Raw genomic sequence first — 16,672 nt, forward strand, 5'->3', positions numbered from 1 at the left:
CACGAGCCCGCGGTCAGGTTTGCTCCGTGACGGCCGTGCCTGCACAACAGCGCATCGGTGGGATGGAACATCCCGGGGCGTACCGGTTTGAGCCAGCGCAGTTCGTCAACTCCCGGCGACGCCAGACTTGCCGCCTTGTTATGGAAAAACCGGACCAGGATCGCGCCGACGATGAACCTGGAATGGATATCGACCATCATGTAGCAGTCGAAATACTTTCCCTTGACCGGGCCCGCGAGTTTTGTAATATCCGAGGTGTAGACCTGTCCAGGGGCGGTGGCGACCAGTTCAGGAACGGCCCGGAGCGGGTGTTTGGCCAGCCGGCGGCGTTCCTTGACCTGTTTGTTTTCCTCCAGCACCCGGTAAAACATCGAGAGCGGTCCCAGATAGGTTTCCTGATCCAGCAGCTTCGTGTAGACCTGCATGGGTGCCAGGTCCACGGGCAATGCGTGCAGCTGGACCACTACCTTGAGGTCTTCAAGTTCAAACCCGGCGCCCTCCCCGGCTCCACCGCGCTGGCGCAGGCCCGGCAGTCGGGCGTGTTCACCCCGGCCCATGACGCGTTCTGGGCCGCTGCCCGCAAAACCGACGGCGACACCGCCGCCACCCGTGAACTCATCGACGTCCTGCTGTTGCACCGGGCCATGGACGAAGCGGACGTGATTGCCGGGATCACGGCCGCCGTGCGGGTCGGGGCGGTCAGCGCAGACGTCGTCGCCGTGGAAGCACTCCGGGTCGCCGCCAAGCGGAACACCCCGGGGTGGGTCCGGCCCGATCGTGATCCCGGCGCGAAACGAGGCATCGTCGAGCACCGCATTGTCAGTCTCACCCAGCGCCGCCTCGCGGACCCCGCCGCCGTGATCGCCGGCCTCCCACCGGACAAACGCCCGCTCCCGACCGTCGCCGGCTATGACCAGCTCCTGAACAAACGCACCACCCACTCCACCGACCCGCAGCAAGCGCAACCGAGCAAGGAGCACGTCTCATGAGCCCCACCGCACCCGTTGTCGTGTCCCAGACCGTGCGCCGGCGCCGCGGATTGACCGAACAAGCCGCCGCCGCGGCCGTGGACCAGGCCTGCCGGCGCCTCAGGCTGCCCACGATCCGTGCCGTCCTCGACGAAGCCGTCGCCGTCGCCGGAAAGGAACAACTCTCCTACCAGGGCTTCCTGGCCGAACTGCTGCTGGCCGAGTGCGATGACCGGGACCGCCGCTCCTCCGTCCGCCGGGTCAAATCCGCGAACTTCCCGCGGGACAAACGGCTCGGGACTTCGACTTCGACGCAAACCCGAACATCAACCCCGCCACCATCCACACCCTCGCGACCGGGGACTGGATCCACAAAGGCCAGCCCCTGTGCCTCATCGGTGATTCCGGAACCGGGAAGTCCCACCTGCTCATCGGGCTCGGCACCGCCGCGGCCGAGAAAGGCTTCAGGGTCAAATACACCCTCGCCACCCGGCTCGTGAACGAGCTCGTCGAGGCGGAAAACGACAAGGCCCTCGCCAGGACCATCGCGCGCTACGGACGCGTTGATTTACTGTGCATCGACGAACTCGGATACATGGAACTCGACAAACGCGGCGCCGAGCTCCTCTTCGAGGTCCTCACCGAACGCGAAGAAAAAGCATCCGTAGCCATCGCCACCAACGAATCCTTCTCCGGCTGGACCAAAACCTTCACCGACCCACGCCTGTGCGCCGCCATCGTCGACAGACTCACCTTCAAAGGAACCATCATCGAAACCGGCACCCACTCCTACCGCCTCGCCCACACCCTCCAACAAAACACATAACCCAGAATCGACCAGGACCTCTTCAGCGTCGAGCTGGGTTACAGCGTGGCCCCTCTGTCTGCAGCGAACAAGGACGGCAATGTGCCAGCACGAACGCCGGTTCGACGGGGACGACGTCCAGGGCCCACCCGCCCCGGCGGCAGCTTGCTACCGTGTACATCCGCTGTCCCTAACTTGAGCCGCGGTGCTGGCGGGGTGCTGTCGGTGAGGGCTACTGAGTTTCATCAGGTGTCGGCTTGTTCCGTTTCCCAAGCCATTCCTCACGGTACTTGTCGGTTTCTCGTGCGCTCTTATTTCCGGCGCGCACGCCAATCCACGCACCCAAGCCGGCTCCTGACGCCATAATGGCTCCGAGAGCCCATTCCCAGCCAACAACCACACTGATGAGGATTGTGATCAAGACGGCACATACGGAACCCAGCAGAATTTTCTTGTTGTTGTTAGTCAAAACGTGAGCCTGCTGCCGTTCGCGTCCTAGGTCCAGTCCTCGGCCTCCGTCCCGGTGACGGTGAACTTGAGCCACTGCTTGGTGTCGTGAAGGTAGTGACCGTTCCGGGCTCGGTGGTCATGGTCTCCGCAGGAGCCGTCTCAGGCCGTGGTGGCGTGAGTGGCCGAGGGATAGGCACAGGACCTGCTGCGCCAGATCTTACCGAAGGAAGTATGCAGGGGACCGCTAGCGGCGTTTCCACATCCTTCACGCCGTCAGTCCGTACACGATCAATGCCGCTAGTCCCACCGCTAGCGCGACGCAAGTACCGACGAACCAGTGTCGAAATGGTGGGTTGTCCATTTTCTTTCCCGGGTGTCGAAACAAGAAGACCACGGGGAGGCAAGCTGCTATAGCTATCGATCCGATCATGATGACAAAGCTGGCTGTTCTCATAGTCTCTTACCCTGCCGTATTCGGACGGTGTATCAGCCTGCCTACACCACCAGTTGCCGCGCCAACTAGGGCACCTCCGAAACAAGCGCCCGCTGTGCTTCCCCAGTCGATTCCTCCGGCTGGTGAACCTTGGTTGACGATGTTATTAGCTCCAGCTGCAATGCACCCGAATGTTGCAGAGATAGCAAGGCCAGGCAGCGTTTTGCTAACAGTTGCACCAACGGCAACTCCGACGACTGCGATGTGGCCGCCGACGAGCTGGCCGGCAAAGCCATCCAAGAAGCTCAGTCCGCTCGGATCGGTGTTGTTGACGGGGTTAGCGCCAGCGTAGAGGTAGGCGTTCGCTTCCTGGCCGGAAGGGTCCGGCTGGTTGAACCGTCCGGTGGTTGGGTCGTAGTAGCGGGCACCGAATTTGGTGTAGCCGGTGGCGGCGTCTTTGTAGCCGCCGGCGTACTGGAAGGGGTTCGTTGAGGCCTGGGCCCCGGTAGAGGTGGTGACGCCCCAGGAGTCGTAGGCGTAGGAGGCGACTTTGGCCTGGGTGCTGTCGGTGAGGGCGATGACTGAGCCGAGCGCGTCGGTGGTGTAGTAGAAGCTCGCCCCGGCACTGTTGCGCATGCTGATGAGCGTACCGTCCGGGTCACGGATAAACGAGGTACTCGCCCCCGCCGTGGTTTGCCGGGTGATGCCGAGTGAGCCGTTGAGGAACGTGGTGGCGCCGGCGGCGGTGCGTTCGGTGTTGGATGATCCGGCGTAGGCGAAGTTCGTCGTGCCGGCCGAGGCCATCTGGTCGAAGGTGTTCCAGGTGAAGGTGGGTGTGCCGGCCTTTATGGTGTTGCCGTTGGCGTCGTAGGTGTACGTGGAAGCCCCGGACGGCGGCGCCACACAGGTGCCCGAGGAGGTGCCGGTCCAGCAGAGCTGGTCCGCGGCGATGGGCAAGGGGGACCACGGTCAGAAAGTCGCGGGCAGGGACAGCAGTGGGTCCTGAGCGGGGCAGGAACGGCCTCACACGGTAGCTGATCAACACGCGGGGCGTTAGCCGGGCGTTGTTTCCATGAGAAACGGGGAACCGGGGGTACTTTTGAGGAGTTGCTGAAAGGTTCGGCGGCCTGCTTAGGGGAGGACGTGATCGTGGTACCAGTTGCTGCTGGGGGTGGAAAGGCCAGTGTCGACTTAAACGCCGACGGACTTCTCCATCTGCTCTGGCCGCCTGGGGTCCACATTCAGGTTGAGGATGCCCGGGCGGCGATGGCGAAAGTCAACGAGGTATGCCAGCAGGAGCAACATCCTATGCTCGTGGACATGGCAGCAGTCGCTTCCGTTAGCCGGGAGGCCAGGGGTATATGGTCCATTCCCTGCGGCGCTTCCCGCATCGCGTTGTTAGGTAAGTCGCCAGTAGACCGGGTCCTGGCGAACTTCTTCCTCGGAGTGCACGTCCCGCCATGCCCGACTCGTTTTTTTACATCGCGCGGCGAGGCCATGGCCTGGCTGAATGCCGGTGTGTGAGTTCCGGATGTGCTTCCAGCGGCGGTCAAGCCCAAGCCGCGCGACCGGGGCAGAACTCTTTTGGCGGAGAATCGACAACGGGGCACCGCATCCGAGGTTGCCGGCGAATGGGAATCCGGGACGTGGAGACAAATAATCCGCTCGGCACCCAGGGGCAGATCCCTGTTAGTGAACGCACTTCTACCCATTGCTGCGTCCGTGAGGAGGAGCCCGCCAACGGCCCACCTTCCCGTGGTTTTCTGCTCCGTAGGATTACATGACCTCGAGAAAAGGCGTTGAGGACCCGCGCCTGCAGCTTTTGGTGGACGGGGTTGTCCGATTGGCCGCCGGTGAGCTGGACGCACGCATTGAACCCTCGGAGCATCGGGATGACATTGATGCTGTCATCACGGGAGTCAACCTGCTCGCAGAAGAACTGGGCCACATTCATTCGGAGCTGGAGCAGCGGGTGGCCGCCCGCACGGCTATGTTGCGCCGAACCCAGGTTGAGCTGGAGCAGATGGCCAAGACAGATGCTTTAACGGGCCTTGCCAACAGGACGTTGCTAACCGAGAGGATCCAGGAAGCAACCCGGTCCAGCGCGGACGGCGGAAAAGCCCCGGCCGTGGTGCTCCTGGATTTGGATTCATTCAAGACCGTCAATGACACCCTGGGCCATAGCGCCGGTGACGCCGCGCTGGTGGAGGTTGCCAAACGTCTCCGTTCCGCCGTCAGGGCCTCCGATACTGTGGCCCGCTTGGGCGGGGATGAATTTGCCATCCTCATTACCGCGGCCACGGAAGAGGAGATCCTTCAAATTGCCCATCGTGCATCGGAGTATCTGCAGGACAGCGTGCGTATCGGAACAGAAACGGTTTGGGCGATGGCCAGCATCGGCGTGTGCATCGGCACGCCGGGGTACCCGGCGGAGGCGCTGATGCGCGATGCCGACATTGCCATGTATCAGGCAAAGGCGCGGGGTCGCAACAATGTCCAACTCTTCCACCCAGAAATGCTTGACGCCGTCCGGGAACGGTCGCAAATAACCGCCGAACTACGCACAGCTGTTGCCCGAGGGGAGCTGGCACTGCTGTACCAGCCGGTGGTCGAATTGGCGTCCGGTAGCGTGATCGGCATAGAAGCCCTCCTCCGATGGCATCACCCTGTCCGCGGAACCGTTATGCCGGACAGCTTCATTGGCATCGCTGAAGAAACCGGCTTGATCTTTGAGCTGGGACGGTGGGTGCTGCATGAAGGTGTTGCCCAATTGGGGGGCTGGAGCCGCACCGACCCGGACCTGGCAGACTTTTGTCTGCACATTAATCTATCTGCCGCCGAACTGCTTCGAACCGATTTGCTGGAGGACATCCGGGACACGCTGGCCAAGCATGGCGTGGATCCGCGGCGTTTGGTCCTGGAGATCACTGAGTCAGTGTTGATGTCCCGGGGAACCGGGGAAGAACAGGTCCTCAGCAGGCTCCGGGAGCTGGGCGTGGGGCTGCACATTGACGACTTCGGTACCGGCTACTCGTCCATCAGCTACCTTATGTCGCTTCCGGCAGACGCAGTGAAAGTAGACCAGTCCCTCATAAAGGACATGGGGTCGGACCCCCGGCAACAAAAGTTCGTTTCTGCCATTCTGCAGCTAATTTCCGCTGCGGGACTCAAGGCAATCGTCGAAGGCATCGAAACCGCCGAGCAGGAGGCCCAGCTGCGGGCCATGGGTTGCCTCTACGGGCAAGGCTACTTCTACGGACATCCGGTCCCGGTCGCGAAAGTACCGGATCAACTCCGCCGGCCCGCACGGCGTCTGTAGAGTTAGCGTATGTCGACGCTTTGGGACCAGATGCTGCTTGTCCCCTCAGTAGTACGCCTCGCTTCCCGGGCACCGAGGAACCCGGACGCTGCGTGGGAAGGATACTGGCGGGGAATCCGCACCACTGGCCGTTCAGGAGACGTGCTTTGGGATTCCGACTCCTTGGCAGAGCGTACGCAGTACTCCGACGCGGTTGTAGCTCACTTTGATCCAGCACTTCCGGTAGTTGACGTCGGGTGCGGAAACGGAACCCACACCCGCTGGCTTGCCAGCCTATTTCCAAGAGTTCTCGGCATCGACGTATCCAAGGGGGCGGTCGAGATGGCGAGCAGGGAAGCAGAAGGCATCCAAAATGCCGACTTCATAGTTTTGGATGCTGCGGGGGCACGTGCGGGAGAGCTCCTGTTGGAGCGGCTGGGGCCCGCCAATGTCTTTGTCCGCGGAGTATTCCACGTCCTGAAGCCCGACAAGCAGGCCGCCATGGCTGCCAACCTGCGAACCGTCATCGGTAACAGAGGCCGAGTGTTACTGGCCGAGACCAATTTCCGCGGAAATAGCCTCGGTTACCTGGCGGAGCTCGGCGCTACCCGGCAAAGCATGCCCCTGCAGCTTCAGCGCGCCTTGGAAAACCTTCCCCGGCCCGGGCACTTCGGTGCTAGGGAACGGCGCAGCGTATTTTCGGATTCGGAGTGGCAGTTGATTGCGGACGGCCCGGTCGACATTGAAGTGGTCCCGTTGAACGCAAGCGGTCTTTCGCAGTGGGTTCCGGGATATTACGCACTCCTGTCGGGCGCGGAAGATTCCGGAACAGGGCACGAACGGGTGTAACTGCACCCGGTGCGCACCCCGACTTGATGGACAGTGGTGGGTCCCCGTATGGGAGTGAGCTGCCGCAGAGATCTCGGAAAAGTGGACCTCCTAAATTGCGGGTGTACCGAAAGTAGAGATCAGGGGTGGAGCTCACTTCCCCCAGCATGGGCTGAACGGTAGCGTGAACCGTGGTCGCCGCGGACCCACTGCGGTGTGGCCGGAGAGGGAACAACATGGCTCAGTTCACGGACAAAGTGGCGCTCATTACTGGAGGAGGCTCCGGCCTTGGCGAAGCAATCAGCAAGGAGCTCGCCGCCAAAGGGGCGAGCGTGGTCGTCACGGATATCAATTTCGATGCCGCACAGCGCGTCGTTAGGGAAATCGTCGGCGCCGGCGGGACTGCTTCAGCGGTACGGCAGGATACTGCTAAGAAGGAGGATTCCGAGATGGTGGTGCGACACGCCGTTGACACCTACGGTGGCTTGCACCTGGCGGTCAACAATGCCGGTGTGGGGGGCACACCCGCCCCGGCTGGCGAAACAGACTTGGACGAGTGGGACAAGGTCATCGGAATCAATCTCAACGGCGTGCTCTACGGCATGCGCTACCAGATCCCGCAGATGCTCCAAGCCGGTGCCCGGAACTGCGCCATTGTGAACATGGCCTCGATCCACGGCACCGTAGCTGCCCTGGGCAACGGAGCGTACACCGCCGCCAAGCACGGCGTAGTGGGCATCACCAAAAATGCCGCTGCTGAGTACGGCCCCCAGGGTCTGCGAATCAACTCCGTTGGCCCCGGATACATCAGGACACCGCTCTTGGAGAACAACCTAAGCCCTGAGGTCATGGGTGCCCTGGCAGGCAAGCATCCCCTCGGTCGGCTTGGCACGTCGGAAGAGGTGTCCCACGTGGTCTGCTTCCTCCTCTCTGAAGAGGCCTCATTCGTCACTGGTGGCTACTACTTGATCGACGGAGGCTACACGGCCGTGTGACGGCACGGGCCGGCCTCACGGACGCGGCCGAAAAATGAACAGGAAAGAGCACCTCACGCCTTCTGGCACTTTCCTCCAGGTCAGCAAAGCGACGGTGTTTGTTCTCGGTGAGAACATCCATGAAACAGCCCAGCGGGCATCGCCATCGGCTTTGAGGGGGTGGCATCGGTCCCTGAGACGGGCCGGGTTGCCCGCCTCAGGCGGTGCGGGTGGCCGCCGGATCGGAGAGTCCACCGCGGCCTGGCGGAGGCGGTGAGGAGGTGTTTGGCGACGGCGTCGCATTTCCTTGGGCTGAGCCGCCGGCCGAGGTCGGTGCCGTCGCTGTCATTCCCTGAGTCCCAATCACTCCCTGATTGAAGCATGACTGGCAGCGGGTGCGCGGAAACGGGGTTCTGAGAGGCGCCGCCGGTCATGCGGCTCTCGACGTTTGCGGCCAGGAAAGGGATGAACGGAGGTGGAACCGTTATGAAAAGCCTAGCGACCGAAAGTCCGGCACGGTCTGCCGAAGAGCCCGCAATGAGCGAGGCATGACCAAGTTGCTCCCGCTCGTGGAGTCCTACGGCTGGGGCAACTTTGTCGAGGCAGAGAAATGCCGCACCCTGTCAATGCGGGGTGCGGCTGTCTGGGGGAGGCCATGGTGGGGAGAACCGGGGCGTGCAGAACAACGTTCAGGACAGAGGTCCTGTGGAAATTGGTGCCCGGCGTCAGGACCCGCGAAACAGGTCGTCGACTGACAGATGACGCACAGCGGCGAGGAGGGGCGGGCTCCGAGCCCGCACCCGCCCCTCCACCGGCTACTGATCCCGGGTTACTGGATCCTCCGGGGATGGGATCCATGGCGGGGGTACCACCGGCTAGCGCGCCAGGTACTGCCCGTGCTGCCGGTGAGCCTCGGCCACCTCGGCGCGGATCGTGTCCACGTCCTTGGCCTTGTTGCGGTACTTCGGCTCCATCTGTTCGATCTGCCGTTCTTCTTCCAGCAGGGCGTTGTAGATACGCTCGCGCTCAGCGGTGTCAGCGGTGTACTCGAGGTCAAGGTAGCTGACGGCGTGCCGGCGGGCATTGTTGATCGCGGTCTGTGCCTTGCCTGCCTTGCTCACGAGCGATGCCACCACGGTAAAGACCAGTACGCCGATAATGACGGTCAGGGACAAGCCCGTGGTGATCTCCACGACCGGGACCGGCTGGCCGTCGTTGATGAACGGCAGGTTGTTCTCGTGCAGGGCGTGGAGCACCAGCTTGACACCGATGAAGGCCAGGATGGCTGCCAGTCCGTAGGCGAGGTAGATGAGCCGGTCCAGCAGGCCGTCGATCAGGAAGTACAACTGGCGCAGGCCCATCAGCGAGAACGCCGTGGCGGTGAAGACAATGTAGACATTCTGGGTCAGGCCGAAGATCGCCGGGATCGAGTCCAGGGCGAACAGGATGTCGGTCCCGCCGATGGCCACCATGACCAACAGCATTGGGGTCAGGACCCTTTTCCCGTTCTCCATGGTGAACAGCTTGTCGCCGTCGTAGTGCTCGGTGGTGTGGAAGATCCTGCGGGCCAGGCGGATGATGAAGTTGTCGGCCGTGTCGTCGCCCTCGGGTTCAGGCTTGAGCAGGTTGCCGGCCGTGATCAACAGGATTAAGCCGAATACATAAAAGATCCAGGCGAAGGAATTGATCAGTGCGGCGCCGAGGAAAATGAAGCCGGTGCGGGCAATCAGCGCGAACACAATGCCGAAGAGCAGCACCTTTTGCTGGTCCTCGCGCGGAACGCGGAAGCTGGCGATGATGATCAGGAAGACAAAGAGGTTGTCCACCGAAAGTGCCTTCTCGGTGATGTACCCGGCGAAATACTCCGAGCCCATAACCGGGCCGCCAAAGATCAGAACGAGAATGCCGAAGGTGATGGCGATACCCACATAGAGGGAGGACCAGAAGGCCGCTTCCTTCAGCGTGGGGACGTGGGCCTTGCGGATATGGAAGAAGTAGTCAAAGGCCAGCAGAGCCAAAATGACAACAACGGTGATGCCCCAGATCAGGGGAGAAACAGTCAAGGGGGTTCCTGCTTTCGTAAGGTGGGTACCAGAGAGCTTCATAAGTCTCTCCGCCCGCCGTCCGGCTGGCCGCTGCACCCGGCCAGGCATCGGTGCCTGACGTGTTGACGATTGCAGCGCTTCGGAATACTCCCCTACGCATTGTCACTCTAATAGGAATTGGGGCCAGAGACGAATCCGCACCGCTGGCTCAACGGCGGCACCTGATCGATCTCCGACTCCAAAACGAATGGCGCCGCCGCGTGCAGCCAAGGCGCGCATGCGCCGAGCTCGAAGCGGGCGTTCGGGCCGTTCGACACCAGAAGGCGGCTGGAAATCCTCCTGAGCGGACTCCGGGAAGCTGCCCGGGCCCCAGGTACGCTCCGACCCGTCAGGAAATGGTGCGGAGGGCAGCAGTGGCCCTCGTGGCCCGGGCCGCGTCAAGAGCACTCTCGGTCGCAGCCCGGCCCGGCAGGGGCATCGTGTTTCAGGTCTGCGGTCCCAGCCTCGGCGCTCTGGCCGGATCACAGGCAACCGCCCACGCCCCCGCCACTACGGCCGAAGGCTTCTGCGCGTCTTCTACCTCTCCGGCCCCGGGCCCTCAAGAGCTGCCCGGCTTCCCGGGACTACTACGAACGCAAACGCACCGAAGGGAATACCCACATCCAGGCCGTGCTCGCCCTGGCCCGGCGACGACTCACCGTCCTCTGGGCCAGGTTTGGCGACAGCACTCCCTACGCCCCGGTTCCCGCGACGGCACCAGTGGCCGCGGACAACCTCCCCGCCATAGCCGCCAATCTTCCGGAGCAGGACCGGAAGCCCCACCCGGGCTGGACGGACTAGAGGAACTCTTCGTTCCTCGGCCAACCGTCCGGAGAACGAAGAGCGGCATGCCAACATCCGTTGACAACATCATTTAGATTCGTGTGGATCGTTCGTGCCCGCTCCACCGCAGCAACCGCCCTGCGGACGGCCGCGCCACCGGGTGCCTTGCGTTCGGCGCTGCGCTTGTTTCCTCACACAATCCGTCGGGTGCTTGGCCTAACTGTTGGCCATTGACACAGGTCTACACCTGTTATGACGATGTCGTGGTTATTCCGACTCGGCGGCAGGATGCTGGACTCCCGGCGGTGGCAGGGGCTGGCGGGTCGGCATAATCAGAGCACCCGAGGAAAGCGATGACGGCGTCCGGGTCGGCTGGGAGCGGCCCGGGTGGCGGCCGCCGACGGGGGGGACTTATCCGATTTCCATCGAGGGCTCTGTAACGTCGAAACCCATTGCCCCTGTTCCATCGAGGATCACTGCGCGAGCGTCGATTGATGCCATTTGCCGGTGCTAATAGTCGCTCTGGCGGGACCGCCCGTATGCCGAACCATCTACGGAGCCATCAGACGCAAAGCGAGGGGCAAGACTTGCCGGCGCAAGAGCGATGTGCTCACCACCCGGCCGTGCCCGGACCACCCTTAAACGGACCAACGATCTGCCTGGTGATCCAACCGCCGTAGAAGTCACCATCCTGGAAGGTCACCTGCTCTCCGTTGACCTCGCAGGATTCCATGTGACCCGGGTAGAGGGCCACCCGGGTACTGAGCGCCTCGAACCCCCGGGCGGGTTCCGGGTAGGTCCACCCGGCACGGGGAACGACGACTCCGCCGGCAACGACGTCGAAGTAGTGCGCTTCTCCCTTGAACTCGCAGAAGGTGGTGCCCTCGACCGGGACGAGCACACCGGCAGGGAATGAGTTCAATGGCAAGTAGTAGACAGGCGGATGACTAGTCTCCAGGACGCGCACTGCATCGGTGGTGTCGGCAATCACCTGCCCGCCAAGGCGCACGATGATCCGTTCGGATCGCGGCTCGACCCTTGGCGGCCGCGGGTAGTCCCACACCGATTCTTGACCGGCCTTGGGTTTGATGGGCTGGGGACGCCGGAAGAAGCCGTGAGCAGGAGTCATGTTCCCATGCTGCCATCTTCCGCTGGGAAGGCACCGTGAACGCCGGGGGAGGTCCCTGATGGCACATATGGCGGCCGGTTCAGGTGGCCATTGCAACAGCAGGTTCTCGGCCACGTCAACCAGAGGTTCGATGGAGGCATAACCGAATCACCATAGTTTTGGTGGGCCAACCCGGAGTCCCATTGACAAGGTGTCAGCCCTCTGGGCGGCGCCGTGCGCAGAACCCGCCCTGCCCGGCGGGCCGTGCGTGCTGCCTGTCAGGCTGCTGTTCGCTTCTCCATGGGATGTTTGGAAAGGAGGCACCCGCCGCCATAATGTTCGTCGATTTCCAGCATGAGGGCGGCCCCGGCCGGAGCCCGTGCGGGCGGAACCGCGGAAGATCCTCACCAGCAGCCGGCACATCACCGCAGGGTGCTATCACGGACAGTCTCCGCCCGTAGGCTCTCACCGAGAGAAAAAGCCAGCGAGCAGCGACTCACCGTTCCAGATCAGGAAATCGCTTGGAACGGGGCCCGACGCCATCATAGACGGCGCTGTGGTTTGTGGCATTGCTGATAAGCGGGCGGTCCTCCGCGGGAATGTAGGCGCCCTTGTGGCGTCCAGGTTTATCTGGCCGCACGGCGGCCGCGATAACGAAACCCAGGATTACCGCGACAACAGCAGCGATTCCGATAATGACGACACTCTCCATGCTGCAACTCTAAGCCCACCAGCGTGCACCTTAACGCCCGCCGGCTTCTGCTGAGTGTGTCAACTATCTCTGGTTGGAACCACCGATTGCAGACGGGACGAGCGGCGGCCCGCCCCAGATGGTCACCGCACCGACGACGACCAGTAGCAGCGCCAGGAACACCATCGCATGCCAGCCCTCAAGCCTCATCGGTTTCCCCATCCCGGTCGGTGCCATGCGCTGACTTCACCGGGCCGTACGTGCGCAGGCGTCATGAGCTCGCCCTCGGGGATCAACCCGGGCGAAGTCTTCCATCTCGGAGTCGCAGCGCTCTGGCGACCCGGGCACTGGACCCGACCGGCAAAGGCATGGCGCGACGGGCAACAAGGTGGAAGCCGGCACTGAACCCCTTCGCCGTCACCTTCCAAGGAAGAATTAACTAAATGCCAACTGCGGATCCACCGTTAAGCGGACTCTCCCCGGTTGGTCAGCGGCCATGGGGTTATCGGATCGCGCCAGCCGGGAGGCGGTCGGCGTGCTGGTGCATGTTGCCGGTTTCGACGAACCTCTCGTGCCAGGAGAGGGCTTCGGCGAGGAGGTGGGGGGTGTGTTTGCCGTAGCTCTCGCGCTTGGCGCGGTCGTAGTAGTCCTGGAGCACGGGGCGGTAGTCGGGGTGCGCGCAGCGGTCAATGATCAGTTGTGCGCGCTGTTTGGGAGCGAGCCCGCGAAGGTCGGCCAGGCCCTGTTCCGTGACGATGACCATGGTGTCGTGTTCGGTGTGGTCGACGTGGCTGACCATGGGCACGATGCAGGAGATGCTGCCGGCTTTGGAGGTGCTGGGGGACATGAATATTGAGAGGGAGCCGTTTCGGGCGAAGTCGCCGGATCCGCCGATGCCGTTCATTACTTTGCTGCCCGCGATGTGGGTGGAGTTGATGTTGCCGTAGATGTCGGCTTCGATCATCCCGTTCATCGCGATGCAGCCCAGTCGGCGGATCAGCTCGGGGTGGTTGGAGATTTCCTGGGGGCGCAGCAGTATCCGCGTGCGGTAGAAATCGACGTTGTCGTTGAATTCCTGCAACCCGGCGGCGCTGAGCGAGAAGGAGGTGGCGGAGGCCATCTTCAGGACACCCTCGCGGATCAGTTGGAGCATGCCGTCCTGGATGACCTCGGTGTAGGCGGTCAGCCCCTGGTAGCCGCTCTGGGACAGGGCAGAGAGGACGGCGTTGGCGATGTTGCCGACACCGGATTGCAGTGGGAGCAGTTCCTTGGTCAGCCGGCCCTGTTTGATTTCATGTGTGAAGAAGTCCAGCAGGTGCCCTGCGATTTGCTGGGAGGCTTGATCGGGGGCGCTGAACGGGGAGTTCCGGTCCGGGGCGTCGGTGGCGACGACGCCGACGATTTTGGCGGGATCCACGTGGAGGTATGGTTCCCCGATGCGATCATCAGGTCTGATCAGCGGTATGGGTTTCCGGTCGGGGGGCAGAGCCGTGCCGTAATAGATGTCGTGCATTCCTTCCAGCCCTGCCGGCTGGAACCTGTTGACTTCGAGGATGACTTTATCCGCCTGTTCGAGCCAGGTCTTGTTGTTCCCGACCGAGGAGGACGGTATCAGCCGGCCATCCTCAAGGACACCTGCTACCTCGATCAGGGCAACGTCGATATTGCCGAGGTACCCGGCCCAGGTGTGCTGGGCGACGTGGCTGAGGTGCATGTCGATGTAGTCGATCTCACCGTTGTTGATGCGTTCGCGCAGCGCGGGATCGGATTGGTACGGCAGGCGCAGTTCCATGCCGTTGACTTTGGCCAGGGCGCCGTCGAGCTCGGGGGCGGTGGACGCTCCGGTGAGGACCTTGATCCGGAACGGCTCGCCGGCCGCGGCGGCCGCCTCCATCCGGGCCGCCAGGGCCTGCGGCACGGCCTTTGGGTAGCCGGCTCCGGTGAAGCCACTCATAGCCACCGTCATGCCGGGTTTGATCAGACCAGCAGCCTGCTCAGCGGACATCAGCCGGTTGTATATGTCGGCGTTACGGATACGGTCCTGCATCAAGGCCCCTTCGTTGGAACTTCCGCATCAACCTTACGTCCATGGCAGGCGTGTGACGGACCGGGCAGGAAGCCGGGGACTTCGCTGCGTGTCCAGAGAGTCCGGTAATCCCCGGAGCAGGACTCCGCGCCCGGCAGCCCGTCAAAAGTGACATTCAGTGCTGCCGCGAGCCGCCGCGCGGGTCCGCCGTGGTTGCTGAGCAGCACCCCATCACACTCAGCTTGGAGATGATCAATTACTGGCTCACGGACATCACCGAGCACCACGCCGGGGAGGGTGTTGCAGCGGGTGGATCTGCCAGTACTAACAAGCGCCGCATCCTTTCGAAGGGGGGTGCGGCGCTCTGCAGCGGTAAATGGTGCTCTGGAACGGTAAACATGGGGTGTGCAGATTGTGCAGACCCCGGGCTTCGGATCGTGCCGTACCGGTGTCGGACTGGGCCGGAATGGCTACGTTTTCGGGGGCGGCGAGTATTCAAGGGCTGAACCCCGGTTCGAGCCCCACCCCGGGCACAGGGAACCCCCGGTAGAGGGGATTCTTGCCTTAATTGTGGACTTTGACCCTTCGCTGGCTGCGTATTGGAGGGCCCCTGGCCGGCTCGAGTCGGAGTGTCGTACTCATGGGACCTTGGTCTCTGGGAGCGCGGTCCAGCGATACCTGGCATGGGCAGCGACGGATGGCCAAGGCACACCGGACCCGGCGCGAGTCACCGCGTTGAAAGAGAAGAATAGGTCGAAGGTATCGAAGGCCACCGCGTCGTCTCACCAGGAATTCCCAGGTGGCCTTCACCCCGACCAAGGAGGCGAAGCAGAAGACCGCGGTGTTGATGCCGAACATCATGAAGTTAGCCCAAGAGCGCGGAATCGAACTGCCGGGACAAGCGGCGTCTTCCTAGTCCTGAGTACGCCAGGAACTTATCCACTCGAGGGTCATCGCGCCCGGACGTACATCCCTTGAGCCGCATCGCAGCCGGCCAAGCAGGAGCTTCCGCGGGCCCACCAGGTTTTCCAGTGCCTGAGCAGCGTGGAAGGGGCTTCTGTTTTGGCGCGCGAACGGGGACAGGGCGCCGGTGCGATCAGGCTGCCTGCCAGCTGGCCCGGAGCGTCTTCACCCCGTAGACGATGGTGCTGTCCATCCGTTCAAGACGCGCTCCCGGGGCGAGGGACAGTCCGGGCAGCCGGGCCAGGGTGGCCTCCAGCGCGATCCTTGCTTCAAGTCGTGCCAGCGGGGCACCGAGGCAGAAGTGAATGCCGTGACCGAACGCCAGATGCCGGATCTGGCCGCGGCCGATGTCGAACTGGGCTGGCCGCTCGAACTGCCGCTCGTCGCGGTTCGCGGAACCGATCCACGCCACCACCGGGGCGCCCGCCGGAATCTCAACGTCGCCCAGGGCGGTGTCAGCAACCGTCACCCGGTACATGGACTGGACGGGCGACCGGAAGCGGAGCACCTCTTCTATGGCCTGGGGAAGCAGTGACGGCTCCTTCAAAATCCGTTCGATGGTTCCGGGCACTTCAGTGAAGCAAAGAACCGCGTTGCCGATCAGATTGGTGGTTGTTTCATTGCCGGCGACGAGCAGCAGGGCGCAGAAGCCCAGCAGTTCGGCTACGCTCAGTTTTTGCCCGTCAATCTCGGCGGCGAGCAGGTTGCTGATCAAATCATTGCCGGGCCGGCTCCGTCGCCGTTCGATCAGTTCCAGGAAGTACCCGGTCATTTCCTGGTTGGTGGCCTGGTGGTCCTCAGTCGCTGCGCCGGTCCGCGTTTGGCTCACGATCACGTCGGACCACTGCTTGAAGCGGTCACGGTCAGCGGCGGGTATGCCCATGAGTTCCGAGATCACGATGACCGGCAGCGGGTAAGCCAACGCCTCGATCAGGTCCGCTGTTCCGAGGGAAGCGATCCCTTCCAGAAGCTCGTCCGTGAGCTCTGAAATGCGTGGAGCAAGCGCATCGACGGCTTTCGGCGTGAACGCCTGCGTCACGAGGGAACGCAATTGCCGGTGCCGCGGGGGGTCAGTGGTGATCAGGCTCGACGCAAACAGGTGACCCGTCTCCGATGGATCGTCGCCGCCCATCCGCGAGGAAAAACTGGCATGGTCAGACAGCACCCGCTGCACGTCGTCATACCGGAAGACATGCCAGCTTCCCGATTGCTCGTCGTGGAAGACGGGTGCGGCTTCCCTCATTCTTTCGTAATGGGGAAA

The 16,672-nt window shown here is 62.8% G+C and carries 11 protein-coding genes and 3 pseudogenes; 6 read left to right on the forward strand and 8 right to left on the reverse strand.

Features of this window, described 5'->3' with window-relative positions:
- Positions 1-161 precede the first annotated feature (161 nt).
- Positions 162-440, reverse strand: a pseudogene (locus ACZYX4_RS14645) (IS3-like element ISAar46 family transposase); the annotation flags it as partial.
- Between the two features lie 9 nt (positions 441-449).
- Between ACZYX4_RS14645 and ACZYX4_RS14650 the strand changes: the two are divergent.
- A pseudogene (locus tag ACZYX4_RS14650) lies at positions 450-989 on the forward strand (IS21 family transposase); the annotation flags it as partial.
- A pseudogene (istB, locus tag ACZYX4_RS14655) lies at positions 986-1,794 on the forward strand (IS21-like element helper ATPase IstB). The pseudogenes ACZYX4_RS14650 and istB, both read left to right, overlap by 4 nt.
- Before the next feature lie 211 nt (positions 1,795-2,005).
- Here istB and ACZYX4_RS14660 read toward each other — a convergent pair.
- Entirely contained in the window at positions 2,006-2,242 is a 237-nt protein-coding gene (locus tag ACZYX4_RS14660; RefSeq protein ID WP_463877115.1) for a hypothetical protein, read from the reverse strand.
- Positions 2,243-2,683: 441 nt separating this feature from the next.
- Positions 2,684-3,613: an RHS repeat-associated core domain-containing protein gene (locus ACZYX4_RS14665; RefSeq protein WP_463877117.1), complete on the reverse strand. Its 930-nt coding sequence runs from the start codon at positions 3,611-3,613 to the stop codon at positions 2,684-2,686.
- A 192-nt stretch (positions 3,614-3,805) separates the two neighbouring features.
- On the opposite strand from ACZYX4_RS14665, the gene ACZYX4_RS14670 reads away from it, so the two are divergent.
- From ACZYX4_RS14670 to ACZYX4_RS14685, 4 genes are all read left to right on the forward strand, one after another.
- A complete protein-coding gene (locus ACZYX4_RS14670; protein WP_463877160.1) occupies positions 3,806-4,180 on the forward strand; it encodes a DUF7793 family protein in 375 nt (124 codons plus the stop codon).
- Between the two features lie 256 nt (positions 4,181-4,436).
- The gene (locus ACZYX4_RS14675) at positions 4,437-5,975 is read left to right on the forward strand and encodes a putative bifunctional diguanylate cyclase/phosphodiesterase (RefSeq protein ID WP_463877119.1); all 1,539 of its coding nucleotides are present in this window, start codon (positions 4,437-4,439) and stop codon (positions 5,973-5,975) included.
- A 141-nt stretch (positions 5,976-6,116) separates the two neighbouring features.
- Positions 6,117-6,803 carry a class I SAM-dependent methyltransferase gene (locus ACZYX4_RS14680; RefSeq protein ID WP_463877121.1) on the forward strand — a complete coding sequence of 229 codons (687 nt, stop codon included), beginning with the start codon at positions 6,117-6,119 and terminating at the stop codon, positions 6,801-6,803.
- A 215-nt stretch (positions 6,804-7,018) separates the two neighbouring features.
- On the forward strand, positions 7,019-7,777 hold the full coding sequence (locus ACZYX4_RS14685; RefSeq protein ID WP_463877123.1) for an SDR family NAD(P)-dependent oxidoreductase: 759 nt from the start codon (positions 7,019-7,021) through the stop codon (positions 7,775-7,777).
- A gap of 854 nt (positions 7,778-8,631) precedes the next feature.
- On the opposite strand, the gene ACZYX4_RS14690 is transcribed toward ACZYX4_RS14685, so the two are convergent.
- From ACZYX4_RS14690 to ACZYX4_RS14710, 5 genes are all read right to left on the reverse strand, one after another.
- A complete protein-coding gene (locus tag ACZYX4_RS14690) occupies positions 8,632-9,819 on the reverse strand; it encodes a TerC family protein (RefSeq protein ID WP_463877125.1) in 1,188 nt (395 codons plus the stop codon).
- A gap of 1,414 nt (positions 9,820-11,233) precedes the next feature.
- On the reverse strand, positions 11,234-11,752 hold the full coding sequence (locus ACZYX4_RS14695) for a DUF427 domain-containing protein (protein ID WP_463877127.1): 519 nt from the start codon (positions 11,750-11,752) through the stop codon (positions 11,234-11,236).
- A 475-nt stretch (positions 11,753-12,227) separates the two neighbouring features.
- On the reverse strand, positions 12,228-12,443 hold the full coding sequence (locus ACZYX4_RS14700) for a hypothetical protein (protein WP_463877129.1): 216 nt from the start codon (positions 12,441-12,443) through the stop codon (positions 12,228-12,230).
- A gap of 481 nt (positions 12,444-12,924) precedes the next feature.
- A complete protein-coding gene (locus ACZYX4_RS14705; RefSeq protein ID WP_463877131.1) occupies positions 12,925-14,469 on the reverse strand; it encodes an acetyl-CoA hydrolase/transferase family protein in 1,545 nt (514 codons plus the stop codon).
- 1,075 nt (positions 14,470-15,544) lie between these two features.
- Positions 15,545-16,654 (reverse strand): cytochrome P450, encoded by a 1,110-nt coding sequence (locus ACZYX4_RS14710; protein ID WP_463877133.1) that lies wholly within the window; start codon positions 16,652-16,654, stop codon positions 15,545-15,547.
- Positions 16,655-16,672: the final 18 nt, after the last annotated feature.

The organism is Pseudarthrobacter leeuwenhoeki (assembly GCF_055412885.1).

What these genes read in the sequence shown, in the direction of transcription:
- ACZYX4_RS14700 (WP_463877129.1), bottom strand. Translation starts at nt 12,443, where the DNA reads ATGGAGAGTGTCGTCATTATCGGAATCGCTGCTGTTGTCGCGGTAATC.
- ACZYX4_RS14675 (WP_463877119.1), top strand. Translation starts at nt 4,437, where the DNA reads ATGACCTCGAGAAAAGGCGTTGAGGACCCGCGCCTGCAGCTTTTGGTG.
- ACZYX4_RS14695 (WP_463877127.1), bottom strand. Translation starts at nt 11,752, where the DNA reads ATGACTCCTGCTCACGGCTTCTTCCGGCGTCCCCAGCCCATCAAACCC.
- ACZYX4_RS14710 (WP_463877133.1), bottom strand. Translation starts at nt 16,654, where the DNA reads ATGAGGGAAGCCGCACCCGTCTTCCACGACGAGCAATCGGGAAGCTGG.
- ACZYX4_RS14685 (WP_463877123.1), top strand. Translation starts at nt 7,019, where the DNA reads ATGGCTCAGTTCACGGACAAAGTGGCGCTCATTACTGGAGGAGGCTCC.
- ACZYX4_RS14705 (WP_463877131.1), bottom strand. Translation starts at nt 14,469, where the DNA reads ATGCAGGACCGTATCCGTAACGCCGACATATACAACCGGCTGATGTCC.